Origin of the sequence: Chroococcidiopsis sp. TS-821 (genome assembly GCF_002939305.1) — a bacterium.
Classification (GTDB): Bacteria; Cyanobacteriota; Cyanobacteriia; order Cyanobacteriales; family Chroococcidiopsidaceae; genus Chroogloeocystis.
On the sequence record NZ_MVDI01000001.1, the window covers coordinates 1618023 to 1643353 of the forward strand.

22 protein-coding genes and 1 pseudogene are annotated in these 25331 nt (G+C 42.3%); 16 read left to right on the plus strand and 7 right to left on the minus strand.

Going from position 1 to position 25331, the window contains the following annotated elements; translation table 11 throughout:
- Positions 1-167 precede the first annotated feature (167 nt).
- Genes B1A85_RS07330 through B1A85_RS07340 form a run of 3 tightly spaced genes read left to right on the plus strand, consistent with a single transcriptional unit; the run spans position 168 to position 2733 of the window.
- Positions 168-1388, plus strand: a complete 1221-nt coding sequence (locus B1A85_RS07330) for an acyl-CoA dehydrogenase (RefSeq protein ID WP_104546332.1) — start codon at positions 168-170, stop codon at positions 1386-1388.
- A complete protein-coding gene (locus tag B1A85_RS07335) occupies positions 1385-2137 on the plus strand; it encodes a PIG-L deacetylase family protein (RefSeq protein WP_104546192.1) in 753 nt (250 codons plus the stop codon). Before B1A85_RS07330 ends, B1A85_RS07335 begins: the two co-directional genes overlap by 4 nt.
- A complete protein-coding gene (locus tag B1A85_RS07340; protein WP_104546193.1) occupies positions 2137-2733 on the plus strand; it encodes a class I SAM-dependent methyltransferase in 597 nt (198 codons plus the stop codon). Before B1A85_RS07335 ends, B1A85_RS07340 begins: the two co-directional genes overlap by 1 nt.
- Here the strand turns inward: B1A85_RS07340 and B1A85_RS07345 are convergent.
- Entirely contained in the window at positions 2656-3948 is a 1293-nt protein-coding gene (locus tag B1A85_RS07345; RefSeq protein WP_104546194.1) for a glycosyltransferase, read from the minus strand. The two genes, B1A85_RS07340 and B1A85_RS07345, sit on opposite strands and share 78 nt — an antisense overlap.
- Positions 3949-4334: 386 nt before the next feature.
- On the opposite strand from B1A85_RS07345, the gene B1A85_RS07350 reads away from it, so the two are divergent.
- Positions 4335-5201 carry a Cof-type HAD-IIB family hydrolase gene (locus tag B1A85_RS07350; protein WP_104546195.1) on the plus strand — a complete coding sequence of 289 codons (867 nt, stop codon included), beginning with the start codon at positions 4335-4337 and terminating at the stop codon, positions 5199-5201.
- 284 nt (positions 5202-5485) lie between these two features.
- Here B1A85_RS07350 and B1A85_RS07355 read toward each other — a convergent pair whose 3' ends face one another.
- Positions 5486-6328 carry a DALR anticodon-binding domain-containing protein gene (locus tag B1A85_RS07355; protein WP_146087145.1) on the minus strand — a complete coding sequence of 281 codons (843 nt, stop codon included), beginning with the start codon at positions 6326-6328 and terminating at the stop codon, positions 5486-5488.
- Positions 6329-6873: 545 nt separating this feature from the next.
- Between B1A85_RS07355 and B1A85_RS07360 the strand changes: the two genes are divergently transcribed.
- Complete coding sequence (locus tag B1A85_RS07360) at positions 6874-7593, plus strand: Crp/Fnr family transcriptional regulator (protein WP_015187219.1); 720 nt, start codon at positions 6874-6876, stop codon at positions 7591-7593.
- 43 nt (positions 7594-7636) lie between these two features.
- Here the strand turns inward: B1A85_RS07360 and B1A85_RS07365 are convergent, their stop codons facing one another.
- Complete coding sequence (locus tag B1A85_RS07365) at positions 7637-8698, minus strand: PstS family phosphate ABC transporter substrate-binding protein (RefSeq protein WP_104546197.1); 1062 nt, start codon at positions 8696-8698, stop codon at positions 7637-7639.
- Between the two features lie 144 nt (positions 8699-8842).
- Here B1A85_RS07365 and B1A85_RS07370 point away from each other — a divergent pair.
- Both B1A85_RS07370 and B1A85_RS07375 read left to right on the plus strand, forming a co-directional pair.
- Positions 8843-8941, plus strand: a pseudogene (locus tag B1A85_RS07370) (IS5/IS1182 family transposase); the annotation flags it as partial.
- A gap of 695 nt (positions 8942-9636) precedes the next feature.
- Positions 9637-10281 (plus strand): class I SAM-dependent methyltransferase, encoded by a 645-nt coding sequence (locus B1A85_RS07375; protein ID WP_210404221.1) that lies wholly within the window; start codon positions 9637-9639, stop codon positions 10279-10281.
- 142 nt (positions 10282-10423) lie between these two features.
- Here B1A85_RS07375 and B1A85_RS07380 read toward each other — a convergent pair whose 3' ends face one another.
- From B1A85_RS07380 to B1A85_RS23880, 3 genes are all read right to left on the minus strand, one after another.
- On the minus strand, positions 10424-11788 hold the full coding sequence (locus tag B1A85_RS07380) for a protein kinase (protein ID WP_104546198.1): 1365 nt from the start codon (positions 11786-11788) through the stop codon (positions 10424-10426).
- Positions 11789-11840: 52 nt separating this feature from the next.
- Positions 11841-12854, minus strand: coding sequence for a LysR family transcriptional regulator (locus B1A85_RS07385; protein WP_104546199.1), 1014 nt, complete (start codon positions 12852-12854; stop codon positions 11841-11843).
- Positions 12855-13039: 185 nt separating this feature from the next.
- Positions 13040-13201, minus strand: coding sequence for a hypothetical protein (locus B1A85_RS23880; protein WP_168192360.1), 162 nt, complete (start codon positions 13199-13201; stop codon positions 13040-13042).
- A 752-nt stretch (positions 13202-13953) separates the two neighbouring features.
- On the opposite strand from B1A85_RS23880, the gene B1A85_RS07390 reads away from it, so the two are divergent.
- The 8 genes from B1A85_RS07390 to B1A85_RS07425 all read left to right on the plus strand — a co-directional run bounded on the left by B1A85_RS07390 (position 13954) and on the right by B1A85_RS07425 (position 23859).
- The gene (locus tag B1A85_RS07390; RefSeq protein WP_104546200.1) at positions 13954-14361 is read left to right on the plus strand and encodes a co-chaperone YbbN; all 408 of its coding nucleotides are present in this window, start codon (positions 13954-13956) and stop codon (positions 14359-14361) included.
- A 190-nt stretch (positions 14362-14551) separates the two neighbouring features.
- The gene (locus B1A85_RS07395; RefSeq protein ID WP_104546201.1) at positions 14552-16636 is read left to right on the plus strand and encodes an NAD(P)H-quinone oxidoreductase subunit 5; all 2085 of its coding nucleotides are present in this window, start codon (positions 14552-14554) and stop codon (positions 16634-16636) included.
- 102 nt (positions 16637-16738) lie between these two features.
- Positions 16739-18307, plus strand: a complete 1569-nt coding sequence (gene ndhD1 / locus B1A85_RS07400; RefSeq protein ID WP_210404290.1) for a photosynthetic/respiratory NAD(P)H-quinone oxidoreductase subunit D1 — start codon at positions 16739-16741, stop codon at positions 18305-18307.
- Between the two features lie 418 nt (positions 18308-18725).
- Positions 18726-20918, plus strand: a complete 2193-nt coding sequence (locus B1A85_RS07405; RefSeq protein ID WP_104546203.1) for an ATP-binding protein — start codon at positions 18726-18728, stop codon at positions 20916-20918.
- Positions 20919-20929: 11 nt separating this feature from the next.
- Complete coding sequence (locus tag B1A85_RS07410) at positions 20930-21595, plus strand: response regulator transcription factor (RefSeq protein WP_104546204.1); 666 nt, start codon at positions 20930-20932, stop codon at positions 21593-21595.
- A gap of 177 nt (positions 21596-21772) precedes the next feature.
- Complete coding sequence (gene larB / locus B1A85_RS07415; RefSeq protein WP_104546205.1) at positions 21773-22558, plus strand: nickel pincer cofactor biosynthesis protein LarB; 786 nt, start codon at positions 21773-21775, stop codon at positions 22556-22558.
- 16 nt (positions 22559-22574) lie between these two features.
- Positions 22575-22829 (plus strand): hypothetical protein, encoded by a 255-nt coding sequence (locus B1A85_RS07420; protein ID WP_104546206.1) that lies wholly within the window; start codon positions 22575-22577, stop codon positions 22827-22829.
- A gap of 154 nt (positions 22830-22983) precedes the next feature.
- Positions 22984-23859 carry a thermonuclease family protein gene (locus tag B1A85_RS07425; protein WP_104546207.1) on the plus strand — a complete coding sequence of 292 codons (876 nt, stop codon included), beginning with the start codon at positions 22984-22986 and terminating at the stop codon, positions 23857-23859.
- A 107-nt stretch (positions 23860-23966) separates the two neighbouring features.
- Here the strand turns inward: B1A85_RS07425 and B1A85_RS07430 are convergent, their stop codons facing one another.
- Positions 23967-24581, minus strand: a complete 615-nt coding sequence (locus tag B1A85_RS07430) for a hypothetical protein (RefSeq protein ID WP_104546208.1) — start codon at positions 24579-24581, stop codon at positions 23967-23969.
- Between the two features lie 196 nt (positions 24582-24777).
- Between B1A85_RS07430 and psbP the strand changes: the two genes are divergently transcribed.
- Positions 24778-25320 (plus strand): photosystem II reaction center PsbP, encoded by a 543-nt coding sequence (gene psbP / locus B1A85_RS07435; RefSeq protein ID WP_104546334.1) that lies wholly within the window; start codon positions 24778-24780, stop codon positions 25318-25320.
- The last annotated feature ends 11 nt before the right edge of the window (positions 25321-25331 follow it).

A 25331-nucleotide genomic window follows, 5' to 3' on the forward strand; every position in this document is an offset into this window, starting at 1 on the left:
TTAGTCAACAGAGTTAGAACATTATAGAAGCTCGTAGTGATTTCCCTGACCCTCACTACAAGACAAGCTCTATCTCAGGAATGAACATAAGTTGCGGTGCGACAGGGATAATAGATACCAAAAAGCTTTTGGGTATGCGGTTTGCGCTCTTTGATGATGGCAAGGACTTGAAGGAGGACATTATTACTACACAACTTTCACTTAGCGTTATCCCTGATAGTTGGCACGAGCCAGCAATCGCAGAAATTTTAGCACGGGTTGTCGAGATCGCTGATTTTGCATTTGCTAACGCTGCAACGGTAGATTGTCATGGAGCCTTTCCCGCAAAAGAATTTGAACTCATCACGCAAGCAGGATTCTTGAGCGCACCATTACCTCGCGAATTAGGCGGATTAGGTTTGGGAACGCAAGCGGGGGGAACTTTACCTTTATTGCTGTTACTTAAACAATTAGGTCGCGGTAATTTATCCGTTGGACGCGTTTATGAAGGTCACGTTAACGCGCTACAACTGATTAACACGTTTGGTACGCCAGAACAAATTGAGACCTTTGCAGAAGCTGCACGCGATCGCCATAAAATCTTTGGCGTCTGGAATGCTGAAGCTGCGGATGGAGTCAAAGTGATTCCGCTAGACAATGGCAATTATCGTCTAGAAGGCTCGAAAACTTTTGCTTCGGGTTGCGGTTTTGTCGAACGTCCGTTTGTGAATGGGGCATTACCCGATGGTAGCTGGCAAATGTGTATTGTGCCGATGGATGAAGTTGAGACAGTTGTCGATCCCGCATGGTGGCAACCTTCAGGAATGCGCGCATCGGCGAGCTACAAAGTAGACTTTACAGGGGTGGAACTTGCGCCGCTTTACGTTATTGGTAATCCTGGCGATTACTTTCGTCAACCATGGTTAACAGGTGGCGTGATTCGCTTTGCGGCGGTGCAACTTGGTGGTGCAGAAGCATTGTTTAATTTAACGCGGGAATATCTCCAGTCACTCCATCGGACGCAAGATCCTTACCAGGAAGAACGCTTAGGAAAAATGGCGATCGCCCTCGAAAGTGGTCATCTTTGGCTACGCGGTGCAGCAACTTTAGTCGATGAGTACGCGCCTGTATTTGGCGGGTATGCTTCTGAAGTTCATCCCCAAGCCAGCAAAATTGTCGCCTATAGCAATATGGTACGTACCGCGATTGAGCAAATTTGTATGGATGTCATGCAGTTATGCGAACGCTGTGTCGGTACTCGCGGCTTACTTCCACCAAATCCAATAGAACGCGTTATTCGTGACTTGACTTTGTACCTACGCCAACCCGCGTTTGATGCAGCGATCGCTAATGTCGGGCAATACGCGTTAGGGAGTGAAAAGCCTGCAAGTTCGCTGTGGATGCTATGACTCAGATTGTGTCGCAAACGTTATTAGCTCATCCGGAGCAAATTTCAATATATCCTGCAAGTGCGATTGCTGATTTTGGTTCGACGCTCATTGTTGCGCCACATCCTGATGATGAATCGCTTGGTTGTGGTGGGGCGATCGCTTTATTACATCAGCTTGGCATCTCTGTCGAGGTACTTGTTGTTAGCGATGGAACTCAATCGCATCCTAACTCGCTTCGCTACCCTGCACCCGCATTGAGAGACTTACGCGAACGAGAAACTCTCGCTGCACTCGCGGTGCTTGGTAATAAAGTCGCAGTAACATTTTTCCGCCTCAAAGATGGTGCGGTTCCTAATAGAAATAGCAATGATTTTGATTTTGTAGTAACTCGCTTGCAAAAATACCTTTCAAGCCGCAGTCTGCAAACCGTCTTTTTACCTTGGCGATACGATCCGCACCCCGATCACCGCGCGACTTGGGAACTGCTCACAACTGCAATCGACACGGCAAATTTATCGCTGCGGCAAATTGAATATCTAATTTGGGATTGGGACCCTTTACAACGCAAAGATGCTACCTTACCTGTAAATGTTAAGCCGTGGCGGTTGGATATAAGTACGGTACTCGATTTAAAACAACAGGCGATCGCAGCATACCGTTCGCAAACAACTGATTTAATTGATGACGACCCACAGGGTTTTCGTTTAACACCTGAAATGCTGGCACACTTTGCCCATCCTTGGGAACTTTACTTGGAGCAAACTTGATGAATCAACCGAAGCCACCTATGGAGTCACTCCAGCCCCAATATTTTAACGATCTCTATACTGCTGATGAAGATCCTTGGCAATTTGAGACGAGCGAATATGAGGCGAATAAATATGCAAACACTCTAGCCGCACTACCAAAACAACGCTACCGCTCTGCGCTCGAAATTGGTTGTTCGATTGGTGTTCTCACTTCGCGTTTAGCCGAACGTTGCGATGCACTGTTTTCTATTGATGCGTCAGAAATCGCCTTGAATCGCGCTATTAAACGCTGTCAGCATCAACCTCACGTCAAATTTCAATTGATGCAAGTGCCGCTCGATTACCCGCAAGAAACCTTTGATTTAACTTTAGTTTCTGAAGTTGGTTATTACTTATCGTGGGATGATTTAAGAAAAACGCAAAAGTTGATCCTAGAGCATCTAGAATCAGGAGGACATTTGCTGCTTGTTCACTGGACGCTATATGCCGAAGATTACCCGTTATGGGGTGATGAAGTTCACGACTCGTTTATGGAATTAACTGATTCGCACTTGCGGCATTTGCACGGACAGCGGGAAGAGCAATATCGGCTTGACTTGTTCGAGCGGGTTTAGATAAATGGGAGGGGTTTTACGTAAATGACTTAAACGCGATCGCAGCTCGGCAATCGCCTGCGAAATTTCTTGGTGACAATCGCGTTCTAATTCAATGACTTGCTTTTCTCTGACGCGTTCTCTTAACAAGCCAAACGTTGGCGATTGATACAGTTCGGCGGCGAGCCAAGCCAGCGAGACTCCCCATTCTTGCGCGCATTGCGCAATTTCATATTCATTGAGTTGGTGAAGCCGCGATCGCATCCACAGCAATCGTAGTTTCCGACGTGCTTGCAGTTTTTGTTCGCTTCGCGCTACTGACTCAACAATAAATGGTTGATGTTTGTGTCCCATCGCCGTCCATTCGCGCAATTGATGTGCTAAACCATTTTTGGCACGTCCGGTTTGTCGTGCGGAAGTGATGACCTTTACCGCTGGACTATGACGAAACCTCGCATCAACACGTACTAATGCTTGATAAAAAGCAACGTCTTCTGGCGTGCGTACCGCAGGCATTCCGCCTACGCGAGCGTACATTTGGGCTGTCACGGCTAAACTTGCACCATAATGCTGATAATGTCGCGGCCAGCGCTCGTATGGTTCAGGATCGAGATAAGTTTCGAGTTCGGTTAAGAGATAGCGATAGCCTACCTCACGTAAATGACACAACCGCGCATAAGGATCTAATTGACTGCGTTCAGCACGATCTGTGATAATTCTCCCCCCAACCGCGTCCGCACCGCGAGATATTTCTGCTAAAGTGGCAGCAATCCAAGTCGGGGCGACGCGAGTATCGCCATCGGTTGAAGCAATTACGCCGCGATCGCGTCCTATACTCTGCAATCGACGATACGCTTCGTTCATTAAAAGCCGCCGCACTTTACCAATATAAGCTTCAGCCTTGGGTAAAGTGATTTCGACAACGTGAAGTGCTAATGATGGGTGCTGCTGAGCAAATTCCCGCGCGATCGCTGCCGAATCATCACAACAGTTATTCGCTAGTAGAATAATTTCGTAACGGCTGTGATGCAGTGGTTTTCCTTGTAAATCAATTTGATGCGCCAAGGCATTGAGCGTCGCAACTAAATGTTCAGCTTCATCGCGCACCGGCACAACAACGCATACTTCACATTCTGTAGCAGGAGGCTCGATGACTAAAGGCTCAATAGATGCTTCATCTAACAATGCATTCGCGTGGGCTGCTGTTTGCTTCCCAATCCGCTCAATCCCCTGCATACTAATTTATTCCTATACCTAAAAAGCAATTGCTTCAGTGTATCTATCTCTACTTTTTTTTTTATCTACTTTTAAGCTGATTTTGTTATATTAAAAACGCCAATATTAAGTATTTTCTACTACACCTAATCCACACAAATTTGCCTAGTTGACTTCTGTAAGTTTGAGCACAAAAAATGATAATAACGACTTGAGCCGCAAAACAAATGACACTTTGACAAAATATGTATTGTCAGCGATCGCAGGTAACAGCTAAGTTAATTTATACTTTGGCAGTGAAAGTCTTTCCCAAAAATTTTTCTGTAAATAGATGATTTACTTGATGATGTCACCTGTTCTTAGCTTAGAGAATAAAGAAACAAGGTGATGGGGAGTTTCAATTACCAATGACCAATTACCAACTCAAAACTCACATCAAACTGCTGGTACTCGATATCGACGGTACAATCGCCGGAGAATCAAATACAATTCGTCCTGCTGTCCGCGATGCGATTCAAGCTGCAAAAGCTAAAGGCGTGGAAGTCGCACTAGCGACCGGAAGAATGTATTGCTCTGCGTTACGCTTTCATCACGATATTGGTTCGACAATGCCGTTGTTAGCATACCAAGGAGCTTGGATTCAAGATCCGCATACGCAAAAAATGCATCGTCATTTACCCGTTGCCAAAGCCACTGCGCATCAGTTGTTAGATTATTTTGAGCAACCACAATTGCGATCGCTGCTGTCGGTTCACTTTTATATCCGCGATCGCCTTTATGTGCGCGAACTCACCCCAGAAACTCAACTCTACTCAGAACGTTCAGGAATTGAACCAATTGCAGTTGGCAACTTGCGTCAAGTGCTCACCGATGAACCCACAAAAGTGCTAGCCCTTAGCGATGATGTTGCTTTGATCGATCGTCTTTTAGGAAGCTTGCGCCAGCGATATACGCCAGCAGAACTGTACATGACAAAATCGGTTGCGACTTTTTTTGAAGCAACCAATCCATTAGTTAACAAAGCTGCGGCTGTACGGTACTTAGCAGAAGAGTGCTTGGGTATTCAAGCGGCGAACGTGATGACAATTGGCGATAATTTTAACGATGTGGAAATGCTAGAATATGCCGGAATTGGCGTGGCGATGGGTAATGCACCATCAGCCGTTAAAAATATTGCGCGCTGGGTCGCGCCAACTGTTGAAGAAGATGGCGTAGCAGCAGCAATTGAAGAGTTCATTTTGCTCGAGAAGGCGGGGTTTAATCGTTGCAGTTGATTAAGGAAAAGCTTTGAAAGGCGCATGTAACTTTGTGATGATGCTTACCAACTCAGAAAGGGTACCGACGACTGGCCGTGTTTCGTCTCGGTACCCTGACTGGTTCGCTCCTCACACACTTGCAATCTTATATGAACTCGATTTGTTTGTCACTGCCTTGCACAAAATTTTCTACCTAAAGGCAGAAGTTACCAACATCATATCAGAATACTCAAACTTTTACGCGATTATTGTTTACAATTTATAAGTTTGACAATATTTTCTGATCCCTAACCACTTCTTTCCTATAGTTCGGTTGGTGCATAAATTCCCAACTTATCGTTTAGCAAAACAGCTAAAAGACGTTGAGTCAATAGCGTTAAACCCAATCGTACTCGTGCCAAATCTAGATTATTGCGTTTGACTTCGCCCCAAATCTGACAGTAGGCATAAAAGGTTTGCCAAGATTGACATAAAGCAACAGCTATTTTTTGCCAGTGCGGTTTTAAATGAGCATTGGGAGCGTATAAGTTGTCAGATGTTACTAATAATTGCTTAATTAAAGCTTGCTCAGCTGCATGACGACAAAGAAGTTGCTGTTGAGAATCTAGAAAAGAAATTGATGTAAGCACAGGTGGAATAATCCCTTCACGCGCAGCTAGCTGTAACACTGAGTAACAGCGGGCATGAGTGTATTGAAGGATAAAGGGAAGCAAAGTCTTGTTTTTTTGCAAGCAATATTTTTCTATTTTTGGAGGGTTCGCAATCGAGTACTGTAGCCAAGCAGCGATCGCGCAATCTGTTAATTCCAAATAAATTAAACCTGATGGTGTTGCGCGGATAGCGATTAAGGTTGAGCAAGCAAGATTTTCTGTTGCTAATTTTTGCCGTATATCATCCGCAATCGCCTGCGTGTTAATCATGCCAATTATTTTTGTAGCGATTTGAATCGCCGGTATTTTTTGTGCAGTACTCAACTGTAAGGCGATCGCCCATACATAAGTGAATTCACCGTCTTTTTTTTGACACCAAGAAACATTCAGTTGCGGTTGTAGAGTTAACTTGTAACTTAATAGGTATAAATTAAGTGCTACTTGCAGGTGCGGCAATAACACTTGTTTGGTTGTGAGGTAGTCAGCAGATGACAAATAAGTTCTCTCTAAAATTCTTTAAAGACAAGCATCTATGACATTTAGTCTAAATGTATCACTGCTGATTGCTAGTACAAATCTATCGTTAACGCAGTTGTGACTTCGTACTGAGTTAGTTACAATCTCTACCAAAATTTTACTGAAAGATTTTTGTGATTTTTGTTACATAGTTTTTGTGACGAAGATCACTGACAGAAGAATTGTTGAGGATAGATATTCCAGGCAAGATATTGTACTCTTTGTAGTGACATTGCTTGTCGTGCGAATGTTTCGCTTTTAGCAATCTTTATGTTGCTTTAAAATTGAAATACACGATCGCTCAAATCAAAAACTGCAAAATTTAGTAAATAATAAGTAACATCTAATACTAGGATTGCTTTGCAAGATCTATAAAACAAATGTAGAGTTAAGCTAACTAGTAGCCGATAATTACACTGGTCTGTTAAGTGCTCTTTATCGCATTAGCATACCCGTAACGGCTGCATCTTGTTGTAACGTTTTCGGCTAAAAGCCAAATGCTTCGACTTATGCATTCTCCATCTATGCAGTCCCCAACATTTTCAGAAACACCAAGACCATTTCTAACTTGGCAACGAATTCTCGATTGGGCGCAAGAACACTACCGAGTTCGTTCATTTAACAAAGATGAGCGAATTCCTGCACGACCAGGGCTACTGTATCTAGTACAGCGCGGTGCAATTAGACTTGTCGGTACTGCCCAAGTCAGCGCCACCGCTAGCCAGCTAACTTCTCGCCGAGTTAACCGCACTCCAGAGGAAGCTTTTTTAGGCTTTGTTGGTGCTGGACAGCCCTTTGAAATCGTTGCTCAATCGCCATTTACACTCCAAGCCTATGCTCATGTTGACCAAACTTCGGTAGTGTGGATGTACTGGCACGACCTAGACAATTGGCCGCATTTCCGGCGCGAAGTTCTCGATGCCTTTCGTTATCAGCATCAACGAAAATTATTGTGGCTGAGTGCCTTAGGGCAAAGACGAACCATCGATCGTCTATTAGGATTTCTGACACTCTTAGTTGAGGAGTATGGCGAGCCGTCTTTTAGTCCAGAAGATCCGGAAGTGCTGCGGGGATATTGCTTACCATTTCCACTCACGCATGCCCAAATCGGGAGCGCGATTGGTTCGACACGAGTCACTGTTACGCGGTTAATGGGTAAGTTACGTCAACGTAATTTGTTGATTACTCAAGGCGATAATTTAATTTGTTTGCCAGCTGAGTCAGTGAATATTGCTAAACGGTAAAATTATCTCTGTGCGCAAATAAATGTACTCAACAGGCATGACGTCATCGAATTCTGACAAAACCCGTTTGCTCGATCAGTTCTTGCCCTTGTTCTGTCAGGAGAAAATTAGCATAAGCATTTCCAGCTTGTTCGTCGATTTGACCGTTTTGTTTGACGACGACAAACAAGTTACGTGTAATTGGATAATCACCCGATTGAAAAGCTTCAAGATTGAGGCGATTGCGTAATTTTGGGCATTGAGATACAGGAACGAGAGGTTCTTGATAAGGCGGAACAAAGTCACCTGATCCGCGTCCTATAGGTAGGGCTCTAACAGTACATTGCGGGACAACTTCTGGTGCTGAGGCATAGTAAATACCACCAGGAGTTACCGCTAATCTACGCAGCGCTTGAGTCGTGTCGGTAACAAGTTCTACATTAGATCCAAATGATTGATTTGCAAGGATATCTTGCACAAAAAACTCAACTGTACCACCATCACTCATTCGCCGCGAAAGTGGTAGTATTGCTAAATTTGGACCGCCGAGTTGATTCCAGTTGGCAATTTTGCCAGTGTAGATGGCGCGGACTTGTTCAATAGTCAATCCAGGAATATCTAAATTCGGATTAACCGCGATCGCCAATCCATCAATGGCAACGGGTATTTGATTTAAACCAAAGCCGCGTTGTTGCGCGCGGGCAATTTCTCGATCTAATAGCGGTCTAGAAGACTGGGCAAAAGCAATTTTCCCTTCAATCAGCATCCGAATTCCGCTTGCTGAACCTGGTGTTTCGCCAGTAGGGTCAACGTAGCGCAAGCGAAACTCTGGTCGCGCCGCTTGAATTGCTGAGTCAACTGCTAAGCGAATCGGTGCCCAAGTCGTACTACCGCCATAGTTGAATAATCCATTAGGTACATTTTGAACGGTCGCGAAATTACTAGTAGATTCGGTTGAACGTGGCGGTGGTGCATTGATATCAGAACCGGTGTCTTCCGATTGCGAGTCCGCAAATATTCCCAGGTTAATACCACGATTAGCAAACCACCACAAACCACTACCGACGATTCCCACCGTAATCAAGAAGGTTAATACAAGAACTGCAGTTTCATTCTTTTGTGACATAACGTTTAACCAAAAATGGCACTAAGTTAAGATAGAACCCTTATCTAGTAAGGACTGGCAAAATAGAATAGCTCATGGGTACTAAAAGAAAGAAATTAGACTTCTTGCAAAAGGTAGGGAAAAAGCCACAAGTACCAGATTGCAGTAGTAGTGGATGTGACAGAAAGTCTGATTGAACGACCGAAAAAACACAGATTTTACAGTCATAAAAAGAAACAGCACACCTTCAAGCCGCAAGTAATAGTCAACTAATTCAGCGAACAATTTATTTGTAAGGCACATCAGCGTACGACAACGCGACTTTCAATTATTCCAAACCACGTCAAGTAAAACTCAAAGCAGAAATAGAATGGTTGACAGCCAAAGAATATCAAGATCTGCAAAAGTTGCACCCTTGTCTTTGGAGTTTTGCCTGGATTGATATTTCTGGCGCAGAACTCATCAAGCTTTAGCTTGCTACCATCACTATCGCAAGTGTACCCAAACTCTCTAAAGTTATATACAACTATAGTATCCCTGTTTAGAGATGATTCACTTGCTGCTCAAGCAACAAGCGTAATGATTCCAACTTCTCAAACATCTTTTAAGGCTTACCTACATGATGCCGCTATGGCTACTCCCAATAAAGTTGCTGATACTATCTTTCCAAACTGAGATTAACACATCAACAATTCTGAAATACCTCCCTTCAATTTACACAGCTGCAAGCATTAACAAATTGTGGTTTTGTAATTAAAGCGTAGAATATGCTGATTGACTGAATACTCATGAACTTTTCTGTATCGCCATATTGGAGCTTCCATAAGAGGATAAAAATATCTAGAGGTCGCTTAAAGTAATACTTACATTTATTAGTAAGTTGCAAAGCAGGTTATCATTCAACTCTTCCATCTAATTTCTTTAGATATCCAAACATCTATACTTTAAGGAGTGAATTTGTGATTTTCTTTCAAGACATTGGGAAGAATTCTTTAAAATCTTTACAACAACCTTATAAAAGTTATGTAATGAGATTTTTAAAAATGATTCGATACGATTATAATTTGTGGGTAAGAATAATAACTAACCGAGAGTGTTTTAAGCTTTTGAAAGAACTTGAACTGTCTAAACTAAATGCTCTAGAAATTTCTGGTAATCGATACCGGCAATTAGGTTTTCAATCTTATACTCAAGTAAATTACCCAGAATTTGATATTTGTAAAGAGCGGCTTCCACAAACTTTTAATATTATCATTGCTGAACAAGTCTTTGAACATTTGCTATGGCCTTATAGAGCAGGCAAAAATGTATATGATATGTTAGAGCCAGGCGGATATTTTCTCATCTCTACACCATTTTTAGTCCGTATTCACAACTGCCCTGTTGACTGCTCTAGATGGACTGAAACAGGTCTGAAATATCTATTGGCTGAGTGCGGCTTTCCACTCGAATCAATCAGAACCAGTTCATGGGGAAATCGCGAGTGTGTTAAGGCAAACTTTAAGGATTGGGTACTATTTGGATGGTATAGACCGTTACACAATGAACCGAACTATCCTGTACAGGTTTGGGCGCTAGCACAAAAGCAGCAGGTGCGATCGTAAATTTTTCTGAAAATTGGTACTTCATTGCCCAAGCAATATCAACACCTCAAACAAGTCTTAGACAGCGTTTTTTTTGAGGGAGATGAAACAGGCAATGTAACTCTATCAACATTGCTCTAAAATTTGTCTTGCCACGATTGAGTTAAAAGATTGCAGCAAGTAGTTTGTATATCAGCCTAAATAAAGCTGTTAGGGCGATCGCAGCTGCGCCTGTGATTAAAGCAAAGAACAAAATAGTTGGTATCGTTAATTCACTCTGCAAAGCTGGTACGAACAAAACGAGCGCTAATATAATACCGATAAAAATTAATACATCTTTAGTATCAAGCCAACGCCGAGTTTGGGCAAAAATAAGCATCCCCAAAATGACTCCGGCTACCCCTAGTGTGACAACTGGCGATTGTACTAAGCTATAAAGTGCGATCGCAATTAATCCTCCGGCAAAGCCACTGAGTCCAGCGCCTGCTAAGACTTCCCACAGCGAAAAAGCTGGTGGTTGATGGGAGTAGGGTACGGTAGCTGTAGTTGGCGGTGGTGTTACCGGTGGTGATGCCTCTGTCGCGGTGGTAATTGCGGTTAATACTTCTTGAGCAGAATGAAAGCGTTGATTAGGTGCGATTGACAGCATTCGATCGAGAATATCTGCGATCGCTGGAGCAATATCTGCGTGCGCTCTCCAGTTCCAGCGATTATTGTAAACATCAAATAGTTCAATCGTTTTTTTACCCGTAAGTAAAACAACTGCAGTAACAGCTAAAGCGTATAAATCCGTTGATGGATAAATGTCTCCACCAGACATTTGTTCGGGTGGCGCGTATCCTTGCGAATATATTCCTGTTGAACCTTTTGTTTGCGTAGCTGCAGTTGTGACTTGTTTGACTGCACCAAAATCAAGCAAATAAAGTCGCCCGTTGCGATGGCGCATAATATTAGAAGGTTTGATATCGCGATGAATTGAGCCGTGTTCGTGAACAAACTGCAGTACAGGGAGAATTGCCTGCAACACTTCTAACACTTCATTGGGCGAAAATTTACCTTTTTCTGCTAATTCCTCTTCTAAGTTTTTGCCGTCAATGTATTCTTGTACCAAGTAGAAAAACTTATCTTGTCCACCAGGCTGCAAACTCGGTACGGTTACTTCAAAAAAAGCATACAAGTCAGGGATTTGGTCGTTTTGACTGCCAAGTTCTTCTAAAACTGTGGCTTCCCGTTCAAACAATTGCTGCGCAATTTGGAGTTGAGTCGGCGTTAAATAGCTAGCAGGTTGAAATTGCTTGACAACACAGCGGCGCATTCCAGGAGTGTAGCGATCGCGTGCCAAAAAAGCTGCGCCGAAACCCCCTTTTCCGAGCAGATGAAGTGGCAAATAGCGCCCCACCAAAATCAACGGCATCCCGCAGGTAATGCAGTATTTTTGTTGGATTGTTTTTAGCGTCGCGCTATCGTCTAAATCTGCAAATTGGTTTTGGGGGCGGGGACAACTCGAACGAGTGCAGTAGACTTCCATGAACGAGGGTTAGGGGTTAGGCATGTTTTCACTCCAAATGCTCGTCACACAATTAACTTCCGGTAGGGTTGGGCGTGATTTCTTCTTCATCAAAAGTTTCAGGTACAATTGGTCGTTGCGGTTTTAACACATCTTTGTTCCAACCTGGTTTTGCAAACTGCGGTAAGATTTCGTTAATGAAGGCTTCTGCGGCTTTTGAGCGGTAACGATTGGGATTAACAATCACCGATAAAGTCCGCTTGACAACCACACCTTCAATCTTGGCACAGTGTAATCCTCCCATTTGTAATTCTTTGGCGATCGCTGTAACTGAAACGAAAGCAGCACCCAATCCGGATTGCACGGCATTTTTGATAGCCTCGATCGAATTGAGTTCCATTTCGATTTTGAGACGACGAGTATCTATATCACAGCGCGTCAAAACTTGATCGATAACTTTACGAATCGTTGATTGCGAGTCCAACGCAATAAACTGTAATTTGTAAAGATCGTCTTTGTAGATCGTGTCTAGCTTCGCAAACGGATGCGACGTGGGCAGAATCAGTGCTAGTTCATCTTCTGCATAGGGAATAATTTCTAGCGAATCCTGCAATTCGGTTGGAACTTCACCACCAATAATCGCTAGATCGACTTGCCCGTTCGCGACACTCCAAGCTGTACGGCGTGTCGAGTGAACGTGTAATTGTACGGCAACGTCAGGATATTGTTGTCGGAATAAACCGATCATTCGTGGTAAAAGATACGTTCCAGTTGTTTGCGAGGCCCCAACGATCAGCGTACCGCCTTGGAGGTTTTGCAAGTCTTCAATGGCGCGACAGGTTTCCTGACAAAGCGTGAGAATTTTCTCTCCATAGCTCAGCAGAAGATAACCTGCTTCGGTTAGTTGTGCTCGGCGTCCTCCTCTGTCGAACAAAGGTACATCCAACTGTCGCTCTAAGTTTTGTACTTGAAGACTGACAGCTGGTTGCGAGACATATAGACTATCAGCAGCACGCTTGAAGCTCCCTTCGGCGGCGATCGCTTTGAGAATGCGTAACTGATCTAAAGTAAAAGGAAGGTCAGACATACGGCTAAACCCACGAAGATGAAAGGAGACTTCAGGCAACCAATTTTGGCTTAACGGTCACACCTAAATGGTTCATAGCCTGCTTATGTAGGAGACTTAATCTAGAACTTGACACTATCACAACTCATTTCATTCTGATTAAATCGCTCCTGTTGAATACTTTGTGCTATCGGCTGTAACACATGCTAGTTTTCTTCTAACAATTGTATTGAGATAATTTGCTCTTGGTCTTCTCTGCGCGGCGATCGCCTACAGTGCTCTAGCTGCACTGCCGCTTTGGGCAAAAAAACGCTTTGGTGGTGTATGAGTTTATTATTGTGATGTCTTTGCGTTGGTAAGTTTGCCATTGTTAGTCCTGTATATCATTCATGGTTTTATTTACAGTGTGGAAGTTAGCAAGTGGGGCAATTTCAAGGAGGCTGCGGGTAAAATCAGTCGTTCGGGTATTGTCAGTTTTCTTTTGAGTTATATACAGCTACGTTCAATCTACTAGAAATTGCCACCATTCAGAACCCCTACGTTCATCTCGATGAAGCTGGTATAATTTGTGGCGCTGCACCTACATACATAACTTCCGGCGAAATCATCTTGCCTTATTAAATTTGGCATTTAGCGTGGCGACCGTGCCTTTACAAATCGTTACAAAGAAATTTTGAGCGTTATCGATCGTTCTTTACCGTCAAGAATTACACTGTGTTGCTTACCCAAATATTGCTGATTTTGTGCTTTTACTGTGGTGGTCTTACCCAGTTTTGTGTGAGTGCGTAGCACAGTCAATTGGTGATATAAGCTCCCAAAAGGATAGCTATTGCTTACTATAAGCGATTGCTAAGCACGCTTTCATTTATCATGTTCATTGACTTTATGCAAATTTGTCAAAACCGCTACAACAAGCGATCCCGCTCTTTTGCCAAGCGAGCACGAGTCAAAAATCTTAGTCTACCAATTGATCCCAAATTGATGTAGCATGGTTCAAACTAGCTACTAAAAATTAGCGGCAGCGCGCTATATTAAGGCAAATTTTTAATAGATTATTTCAACGGCTAAGGTCAAGTAGCTAATTTCATAGCAAAACTCGATACAGGTACTTAGAGGAAGCATGGTGTTGTCGGTTAGTGAGCGGACATTTACTCAAGAAGTTTTAGCATCTCCTATTCCTGTTCTTGTGCATTTTTGGGCACCTTGGTGTGGTCTGTGCCGCAGCATTGAACCTTTGTTGTTACAATTCCAAGAACAAAATAAAAATCAAGTTAAAGTTGTCGGCGTTAATGCTGATGAAAACTTTAAACTTGCTAATTCGTTTCGGCTCACGACACTGCCAACATTGATTCTGGTCGACCAGGGAAACCTCAAGCACCGATGGGAGAGTTTCCACGGATACGCAGAACTACGTGCGGAACTCGAAAAAATTCAACTTCAATCTAGTGAAAATCGGGAAAAAAAGCTCTGTTCGATGGCTAGCGCCAGCAAATCCGTAATCGCTGAGTGGGACTGTCGCTCAGCTTAAGCGATGATAGAAAGATATTACGTATCCTTTGCTGAGTTACTCATTAGTTGCGTTGCTCAAAACTAACAACGATTTGAGAAATCCCACTGATATTTCAGTCATGTGGGCTATTTTATGGTAAAACCCTTGTGTCACAATTGTTAACAGTTTGGTCAAAATAGAAAAGAATTATATAAAGTAGGCGTCAGTGATGGAAGCAATCTATGAGTATGCCTGGCTCGTTCCGGTGTTACCTTTAGTCGGGGCAATGCTGGTCGGTCTTGGGTTAATCTCGTTCAATCAGGTGACGAACCGCGCGCGAAAATTAAATGCGGTATTTGTTGTCTCCTTGTTAGGTGCAGCAATGTTTCATTCGGTAGCATTGCTTGTCAGTCAAATCCAAGGACACGCGCCTTACGTCCGCACTTTAGAATGGGCAGCCGCAGGAAACTTTCATCTGACAATGGGCTACACCATTGACCACCTTACCGCTCTGATGTTAGTCATTGTTACCACAGTAGCTTTTTTGGTAATGGTGTACACCGATGGCTATATGGCTCATGACCCAGGGTATGTACGCTTTTATGCATATCTGAGCCTATTTAGCTCGTCGATGTTAGGTTTAGTTGTTAGCCCAAACATCGTCCAAATTTATATCTTCTGGGAACTCGTAGGGATGTGCTCGTACCTACTTGTGGGATTCTGGTACGATCGCCCAGCAGCAGCAGATGCCTGTCAAAAGGCGTTTGTTACCAACCGCGTTGGAGATTTTGGTTTACTACTAGGAATTCTTGGGCTGTACTGGGCAACTGGCAGCTTTGAGTTTGAAGCAATCGGCGAGCGCTTGCAAACGTTAGTAGAAACAGGTTCGCTCAGTAGCATCCTTGCTGCCCTTTTTGCCATTCTAGTTTTCTTAGGTCCTGTTGCTAAATCAGCTCAATTTCCACTGCATGTCTGGTTACCAGACGCTATGGAAGGTCCGACTCCGATCTCGGCATTAATCCACGCTGCGACTATGGTTGCTGCTGGAGTTTTTCTCATTGCACGGATGTACCCTGTCTTTGAAGGCATACCCGCCGCAATGAATGTTATTGCTTTTACAGGTGCCTTTACTGCGTTTTTAGGGGCAACAATCGCCATCACGCAAAACGACATCAAAAAAGGCTTAGCCTACTCCACTATTTCCCAGTTGGGATACATGGTGATGGCAATGGGCGTCGGCGCGTATAGTGCAGGGTTATTCCACCTCATGACGCACGCCTATTTTAAAGCGATGTTGTTTCTGGGTTCGGGTTCTGTCATTCACGGCATGGAAGCCGTCGTCGGACACGATCCTGCTTTAGCGCAGGATATGCGGATGATGGGAGGACTGCGGAAATTCATGCCAATTACCGCCATTACCTTTTTGATCGGAACGTTGGCAATTAGCGGTATTCCACCCTTCGCAGGGTTCTGGTCCAAAGATGAAATTCTCGGCTCTGCCTTTGCTGCCAATCCCTTATTGTGGTTTGTTGGTTGGGTAACAGCAGGCATTACCGCCTTCTATATGTTTCGGATGTACTTTTCCACGTTTGAAGGTAAATTTCGTGGTAATCAAACTGAAATTCGCCAAAAGCTAAAATCTGGCGCAGCAAATACATTGATGAGTCCTTCGCCTCTAGCACCGAACTTTGGTCCTGGGGCAATGGACACGCGCGAACTCAAGGCTTTATCTGAATCCTCCCACGATCGCGGACATAGCGATCGCCCTCATGAGTCACCCTGGACAATGACGCTACCGCTCGTTGCGCTTGCCATTCCTTCAATCTTCATTGGTTTGGTAGGTACTCCGTATGCTAACTACTTTGAGGAATTTATCTATCCTCCGAGTGAATCGCTAGCTGAGGTAATCGAAAAAGTCAGCGAGTTCAACCAGACTGAATTTTTCATCATGGCAGGTAGTTCAGTTGGTATTTCCTTGATCGGTATCACCTTAGCGTCGTTGATGTACTTATTCGGTAAGATTGACCCCGCAGCGATCGCCTCATCGATCAAACCACTTTATGAGCTTTCCCTCAATAAGTGGTACTTTGATGACATTTACCACCAACTCTTTGTCATAGGTAGCCGCCGCCTTGCGCGACAAGTGATGGAAGTTGACTATCGCGTTGTTGATGGTGCAGTTAACTTAACAGGCTTCTTCACACTCATTAGCGGTGAAGGCTTGAAATATCTGGAAAATGGTCGCGCTCAATTCTATGCTCTGATCGTGTTTGGGGCTGTGTTAGGCTTGGCGATCGTTTTTGGTGTGACATAAATAAGCATTTGGCAGTTAGTCATTAACTGTTAGCTTAATAAAGTGCTAATTGTTAATTGCTAATTGCTAAACGCTAATCGCTCAACGCTGATTGTTATGAATATCGCTAATTTTCCCTGGCTGACGACAATAATTCTGTTGCCAATTATCGCGTCGCTGTTGATTCCGTTTTTACCTGATAAAGACGGCAAAACAGTACGCTGGTACTCCCTAGTCGTGGGGTTGATTGATTTTGCACTGATTGTTTGGGCGTTTTATTCTCAGTACGATTTAGCTAATCCCAATTTACAGCTAGTGGAAAGTTACTCTTGGGTACCGCAGCTAGACTTAAATTGGTCAGTGGGCGCCGATGGCTTGTCCATGCCATTAATCATTCTGACTGGGTTTATTACAACGCTCGCGATGTTAGCAGCTTGGCCCGTAACGCTCAAACCACGCTTGTTTTACTTTTTGATGCTAGCAATGTACGGCGGTCAGATCGCGGTGTTCGCCGTCCAGGACATGCTACTGTTCTTCCTGGTATGGGAACTCGAACTGATTCCTGTATACCTATTGCTAGCAATTTGGGGCGGTAAAAAGCGGCAGTACGCAGCGACAAAGTTCATTTTGTACACAGCGGGTGGTTCGCTATTTATCTTAGTTGCAGCCCTGACAATGGCGTTCTACGGCGATACCGTGACGTTTGATATGCGGGCGCTCGCTGCTAAAGACTACGCCTTGAATTTTCAATTGTGGGTATATGCGGCTTTCTTGATTGCCTACGCGGTAAAACTTCCCATTTTCCCATTACACACCTGGCTACCCGATGCTCACGGTGAAGCAACTGCTCCAGTGCATATGTTACTAGCAGGAATTCTCCTGAAGATGGGCGGTTATGCTTTGATCCGAATGAATGCCGGAATGCTACCCGATGCCCACGTCTACTTCGCACCAGTTTTGGTCATTTTAGGTGTTGTCAACATCATCTACGCTGCGTTAACATCCTTTGCTCAGCGTAACCTTAAGCGAAAAATTGCTTACTCTTCAATTTCGCACATGGGGTTTGTTGTGATCGGTATTGCTTCATTCACTGATTTGGGCTTGAATGGCGCAATGCTGCAAATGATCTCGCATGGCATGATTGGTGCAAGTCTGTTCTTCTTAGTAGGAGCAACTTACGATCGCACCCATACCCTTATGTTGGATGAGATGGGTGGTGTCGGGCAAAAAATGCGGAAGATGTTTGCCATGTGGACAGCTTGTGCGATGGCTTCGTTAGCTTTGCCTGGAATGAGTGGTTTCGTCGCTGAGTTAATGGTCTTCGTTGGCTTCTCTAATAGCGATGCTTACAGCCCCACGTTTAAAATCATCGTTGTCTTTCTCATGGCAGTTGGCGTTATCTTAACGCCAATTTACTTGCTGTCAATGCTCCGTGAAATTTTCTATGGACCAGAAAACAAAGAACTAGTTTCGCACGAAGCCCTAATTGATGCCGAACCGCGTGAAGTTTTTATCATTGCTTGTTTGTTAGTACCAATTATTGGTATTGGTCTGTATCCCAAGATATTGACTCAAGTTTACGATGCCACAACAATACAAATTACTGAGAGATTACGCGATTCTGTCCCAACTATAGCGACTCAAAAAGCTTCAACTTTATCTTTCCGCGCGCCAAATATTGGTAACAAATAATAAAGTACTGAAGTCTCGAATACAAATATACAAGGCAGGTTATCAAAACCTGTTTTTTTTTGTAAATCAATCTTAGTTGCCACTAAAGTCGCAGCTTAAAAACTAAGTTCAAAGGGTGCGTCAATTAACAATAAGTAAAATCCTACTACGATTTTAATCACTTAATTTTTAAGCATTAACTTCAGACAAAAGTAGAAATAAAGGACTTGTTAAAACAATAATTTCTCAAGCTTAACTTCCTAACCTATACCAGTCTTATCACCGAATCTCAGTAAATTCTCTGATTATCAAATAAATAACCTACTGGTTTTCTCGGATTACAACTAGCCTATCTGCGGAATACGATTGAGCGGATAGTTTCAGTCTTTTGATAAATTCATCTGCCTTTCGAGACATCCAAAGCAGTAGCAGGGGTAAAATGATGATTGTAGATAGAGATCAATCGCTAAACCAACAGCACAAACTAGTAAAGCAATGTAACTTAGTCGATGCACAATCTCAGGCAGATCTCCATCATTCTCACCCCATAACGACAATACACTCTAGTATTAATTCTAATAATAAAATTCTCGAACAACGCATTGTTGAACTCGAAAAAGCTAATAAACAATTGCAAGCAGAAAATATCGATTTACGACGTGCAGAGGAAGAAGTCCTTTTTTTACAAAGAATGACGCAAGCAATTGGTGAAGCGACAGATTTCCAGTCAGCGTTAGAAATTGCTTTACGTAAAGTGTGCGACTTTACAGGTTGGATCTTTGGTGAAGCATGGATTCCCAACCCAAAAACTCGCATCTTAGAATACAGTCCTGCTGGTTATAGTGTTAGTCCAGAATTAGAACAATTTAGAACATTAAGTCAACAATTTACTTTTTCCCTAGGAGATGGTATTCCAGGGCGTGTTTGGCAATCAAAGCATCCTGAATGGATTCAAGATGTTTCTGATGCATCACCGGTAGTTTGCCAGCGCTATCAACTTGTCAAAGAAGTTGGATTTAAAGCAGGAGTCGGTATTCCTATTATTAATCGCAACGAAGTTTTAGCTATCCTCGTCTTTTTTATGTTCGAAGCTTATGAAGAGGATCAGCGATTAGTTGAAATCATTTCAACCGTAGCAATTCAATTAGGTTCTTTGATTCAACATAAACAAGCAGAAGAAGCATTACGTTCTAGTGTAGCGACAAACCGTGCCCTAATTAATGCCTTACCAGATCTTCTCCTACGAATTAATAAAGAAGGCTACTTTGTTAACTTCAAAGCCGCAAAAAATGAAAGTCTGATAATACCTGATAGCAATTTTGTCGGAAAGCATTTATGCGAAGTGCTCTCCTCAGATATTGCTTTACCTGCAATGGCGTGTGTTGAGAAAGCACTTGCAACTGGAGAAACTCAAGTTTTTGAATCGCAAGCTTATGTAGACAATCTGTTACGCTACTACGAATTTAGAATTGTCGTAAGTGCCGAAAATGAAGTCATGGCAATTGTCCGTGATGTTACAGAGACTAAGCTTTTTTTAGAGTTACTACAGCAGCAAGAACGTCAGTTAAAAGCAATTTTAAATAATATTCCTGGTAGTGCTTGGCTGAAAGATAGCGAAAGTAGGTATATTGCAGTTAATGAACCTTTACTAAAGCTATTCAATAAAAAATTAGAAGACGTTGTTGGTAAAACTGATTATGACTTGTTTCCTCCTGATTTAGCTCAAAAATGTATCAATGACGATCGCGAAGTTTTATCGACAGGTCAAAGAAAATATTTTGAAGAATTTTCAACTAACCCTGATGGTAGTGAAGTTTGGTTTGAAACGATTAAAACACCAATTTATAACGAAAATAATGAAATTATTGGAACAACAGGAATTGCTTATGATATTACAGAACGCAAACGAATTGAGCGCGATACATTCAACGCCCTAAAAAAAGAAAGAGAACTCAGTGAACTCAAATCGCGCTTTGTGACAATGACATCACATGAGTTTCGTACTCCATTAGCGACAATTTTATCTTCAGCAGAGTTACTTGAACATTACAGTCATAAATGGAGTGATGAAAAAAAGCTGAGTCATATTCATAAAATTCAGTCTGCTGTTAATCACATGACGAGTTTGTTGAATGATGTTTTATTAATTGGGAAAGCTGAAGCTGGTAAATTAGAATTTAATCCTCAACCTTTAGAGCTTATCCAATTTTGTTCTAGTTTAGTAGAAGAATTACAAATCAGTACGGCAAAACATCAAATCATTTTTCAAGCTCAAGAGCAAAAGCTTTCGGCATGCTTAGATGAAAAGTTGTTACGACATATTTTGACAAATTTGTTATCAAATGCTATTAAATATTCTCCGCAAGGCGGCGTTATTCATTTCGATTTAATTTTCCAAAAAGACGAAGTAATCTTTGTTATTCAAGACGAAGGAATTGGAATTCCTAAATCAGAACAAAATCAACTATTCAACTCTTTTCATAGAGCGAGTAACGTCGGGATCATCTCAGGAACTGGCTTAGGGCTAGCGATTGTCAAAAAATCTGTCGAGTTACATGGGGGGAAAATTGTTGTAGATAGTGAAGTAAACGTCGGAACAACTTTTACAGTAACTTTACCATTACATAATTAAGGATAAATAAAATGAAAAAGATTTTAGTTATTGAAGATGAGGCAGATGTTAGAGCTAATATTATTGAGCTGCTTGAAGCGGAAGATTTTCATGTAGTTGGTGCAGAAAATGGTTTTTTTGGAGCCTTATGGGCACAAGAATATTTACCTGATTTAATTATTTGTGATGTAAGAATGCCAGAATTAAATGGTTATGACGTACTCACAGCATTACGTCAAGATGTTGCCACAGCTACAATTCCTTTCATTTTTCTGACAGCAAATGCAGATCGTTCTGATATGCGACGGGGTATGGAATTAGGTGCAGATGACTATTTAACTAAACCTTTTTCACGGACAGAATTATTAAATGCGATCGCCTCTCGGTTTGCTAAACAAGAAGTCGTAATGCAACAATATAATAACGAACGCGAACGGGCTGAGTCTTTGAAACAAAAAGTCCAAGAATTAGAAAACTATGCTAGCAATAAAGCAAGCGTCGTACCAAAACTGAATATGGCAATGTCTTTAGTTAAGAAATTACCTCCAGGTTCTCAACGCGATCGCTGTCTAGAAATTCTCCGCCAAGTTTGTAACGAAGAAATTAGTACCCTAAATAATACTCCAGCTCTCCAAAAACTTTTACCAGCTGAAAATATCGATTTCCTGCAAAAATTTAATTTGGTATCTAAGCAGTGAACAACAAAACTTAAGAGTTTCGCTTCAGGTTGTCGGCACTTCATGGTTCAATGCAGTGCCTTTTTTTATATTCAAATAACGATCGCTAACTAAGAAGTACGTTGCATAAGAATCTTAAGAAGGTAGAAGTATACTTGCTATATTAAAAATAGTTGGATCTGGTATTAATTTCTTAAAGTGACACAACCTGAAGCTTTGCGATCGCTCTTAGAATCTGTTGCTGCTGGTGAAGTTAATCCAGTAGAAGCTTTTGATAAACTAAAACATCTCAACTACGAACCTGTTGGTGATTTTGCACGAATTGACCATCATCGTCGCTTGCGAACAGGTTTTCCAGAGGTTATCTGGGGTCCAGGAAAAACACCCGATCAGATTGCTCAAATTATGACCGCAATGCGCGATCGCGGTTCAGTTGTGATGGCAACGCGCATCGAACCCGCAGTTTACGCCCAACTCCAAGAAAAAGTACCAAATTTGCACTACTACGCAATGGCACGAATTTGTGCGATCGCAACGACCATTGAACCACAATGCCCTGGCGTGATCAGTATTCTTTCCGCTGGTACTGCTGATTTACCCGTCGCAGAAGAAGCCGCTGTAACTGCCGAACTTTCTGGCTTTCGCGTTCATCGGTTGTGGGATGTCGGCGTCGCGGGAATTCACCGCTTACTGAGTAATCGCCATGTTGTTGAGTCTGCTGATGTCTTAATCGTCGTCGCTGGAATGGAAGGCGCGTTACCTAGTGTTGTTGCAGGTTTAGCCGATTGTCCAGTGATTGCAGTTCCCACAAGTATCGGTTATGGTGCAAGTTTCGGTGGATTAGCCCCCCTCTTGACAATGCTCAATTCTTGTGCTGCGGGAGTTGGTGTTGTGAATATCGATAATGGCTTCGGTGCAGCAGTTTTGGCTGGGCAAATTTTAAGAGCAGCGTATAAGTTACATCTAAGTCAGAGCCGCAATTAGCTGGAAAACCACTTTCATGAGGCGACGTGTCACAGCTATTGCCATTATTTCAAGTATTATACTGGTATTTTTATCTACTTATTTACCTACAACAGTTTTTAGTCAAGTAGAATTAGCGAGCGTTAAGTTTGATTTACCGTTTCCTTTTATTGTTCAAAACCAAGCATATTATCCACCATTTTTTCCTTGGCAAACTCGAATTAGCTCGCTTTGGAAATATCCCGTACAAATTTATTTTCACGTATTCTTTATTGATGCAGTCATTATTTAGTTAGGAATTCTCTTTGTGTTCAAAATTTTCAAAGTAATTGAAGTTAAACTGCGATAATCATTAATTTCATAATTATAAAGATACATAACAAATGTACGGAAAATAGTAACAACGTGTTGATGAAAGAAGTAGTTGTGATGTAGGATACCTGCTCATGTCAGCGCCATTTTATCGTGTCATTAAAGGTAACTTTGTCATCAAAGGTAAGGAACCTGACGGCGATTCTGTTCGGTTTATTGCTAATAATCCAAACTTGTATGAAGAACTGCATCGCAGTTATCGTATTGAATTGTCACGCGATCGCAGCGTACAACTACGATTTGAAGGTATTGACGCACCAGAAGTGCATTATGGTAGAGACGCTCAAATCTTAGGCGATAAAGCCCGCGATCGTCTCCTAGATTTGATGGGTTTTAAAAATATCATCTTTACAGGAAACCGTGTAGAGTCTACCGATCCAGACCGCAGACCTGGAGCTATTTTATCAAAAGCTGCAGATGCTAATGGTCGCCCAGTTTCTTATATTTTTTTAGATGAAGATGCAGCACAGCTAGAAGATGCTGAGTGGATTCGAGTCGAGGATAAGCGACTAAAAAAAACTATCAATTACCAAATGATTCAAGACGGTAACGCCTACTACACCGTCTACACTTCTACACCTTTGAGCCATCAAAAATTATTACGTAAAGTAGCTACACAAGCGAGAACAGATAAATTAGGTATTTGGGCGGAAGATGCAACAAATGAATTTGAGTTAGAAGACAAAACTTCGATTACAGTACCTAACGGACAACTCATCTTACCTAAACTCTTCCGCCGCTGTATCGATTACCTAAAAGCAGTTGATAAAGGATTTGATGGTAATTTAAAAGATTGGCTGATTTCTATCTCTTCAGGTTCGCGTAACGAAAACGATCGCGTTGTGGTTAGCAACAGTATGGAATTAAAGCTAAGTGACTTAATTAAACAACGTAATAACAAAATCGTTTTTCAAGCTGATTTACTTGATATAACGTTCGTAGAGAAATAATAGTAAATTATACTCTATCTATCAAAGTTCCCTGTGCAGAATTTAGAAGGTTTCTCAGAAACCCAAAATTAAAAGAGGCATTTAGCTAAGAGTAATCAGCGATTGCTTCACTGCAACACAAGATCTAACCAAGTAGGATAAGCATAAGAATTTTTTCTATGCAGTTCTCCAGGATACGACTTAAAAATCCATTCAGCGACATATTTAAGAGTTTCAAGTAGAGATTCGTCAGTCGTAGAAGCTTCAAAAGCCAAACTCCACCAAAGATCGCGATCGACTTCTAATTCAGTTAATTCTACATTACAAGTGCGATCGCTTACCTCATCGATCCCAATTGCGATGACTTCCCGCTCTGGAGAAAGTTGATATTTGTGCTGAGTACGCACCTTTTTTATCTTCACCCAAGCTTTTTTACCGACAACTGCTTGCGGCTGAAAGCTTTCATGACTCGCATCTTCACACAACCACTTTGCCCACTTCTCAGCATTGCCTGTAATTTTGCCAAATTGCAAGTCACCCAATTGTGCTTTGCGCCATTTAATTTCTAATCTTCCCTGTCGCAGTTTAATTCCTACAAAATCACTTTCAGGAACATACAAGTAAATATCTTCGCGTTTTTCCGCTGGTGGTAGATATCCAAGCTGTTCTTGCTCAAACCATTGAGAGACGTGTTGTGGTAGTTTACCAGGATAAAACCAGCGTAATTCTGCTGTTGTCAGCATAAGTAATATTCCCAATTGCACTTTTTATCTTCAGCATGACAAGCAACATCTCTCAACGCGAGTATCCCAAGGTGAGATAATGAAAATTGCCTGGAGTATTTTTGCTACCTACATTTGTTCGCTAGTCCCGCGCAAGAGCAATTCTTTGTCACAGAAAATTTTAGAGAGAATGGGTGTCATAACCTCAAAGGGAGAGATGTTGAGACGAATTCTGGTAATTTTATTAATCGCTTTTAGCGTCAGTTTAACAAGCTGTTCGTCAGCTGTTTCCGGCTTGAAGAGTTATGTCGATAGCACCGATGGCTATGAGTTTTTGTATCCGAATGGCTGGGTTCCGGTCAATGTCTCAAATGGTCCTGATATTGTATTGCACGATTTAATTGAAACAACCGAAAATGTATCAGTAGTGATTAGTGAGGTTCCGCAAGGCAAAACCTTAAGCGATCTCGGAAGCCCCAGTGAAGTAGGCTACAAACTAGGCAAAAGCGCGATCGCACCTCCCGAATCTGGGCGAGAAGCTGAGTTAGTTAACGCTGAAAAATTAGAAACCGATGCAAAAACGTATTACCTTCTCGAATACACAGTCAAGCTTCCCAACCAACAACAACGCCACAATATCGCCAGTGTCGCAGTCAGTCGTGGTAAGCTATTTACTTTTAACGCCTCTACTCCCGAACGACGCTGGGCAAAAGTTAAACCAACTTTCGATGCAATTGTAAAATCATTTACAGTTTATTAATCTCTCACTCC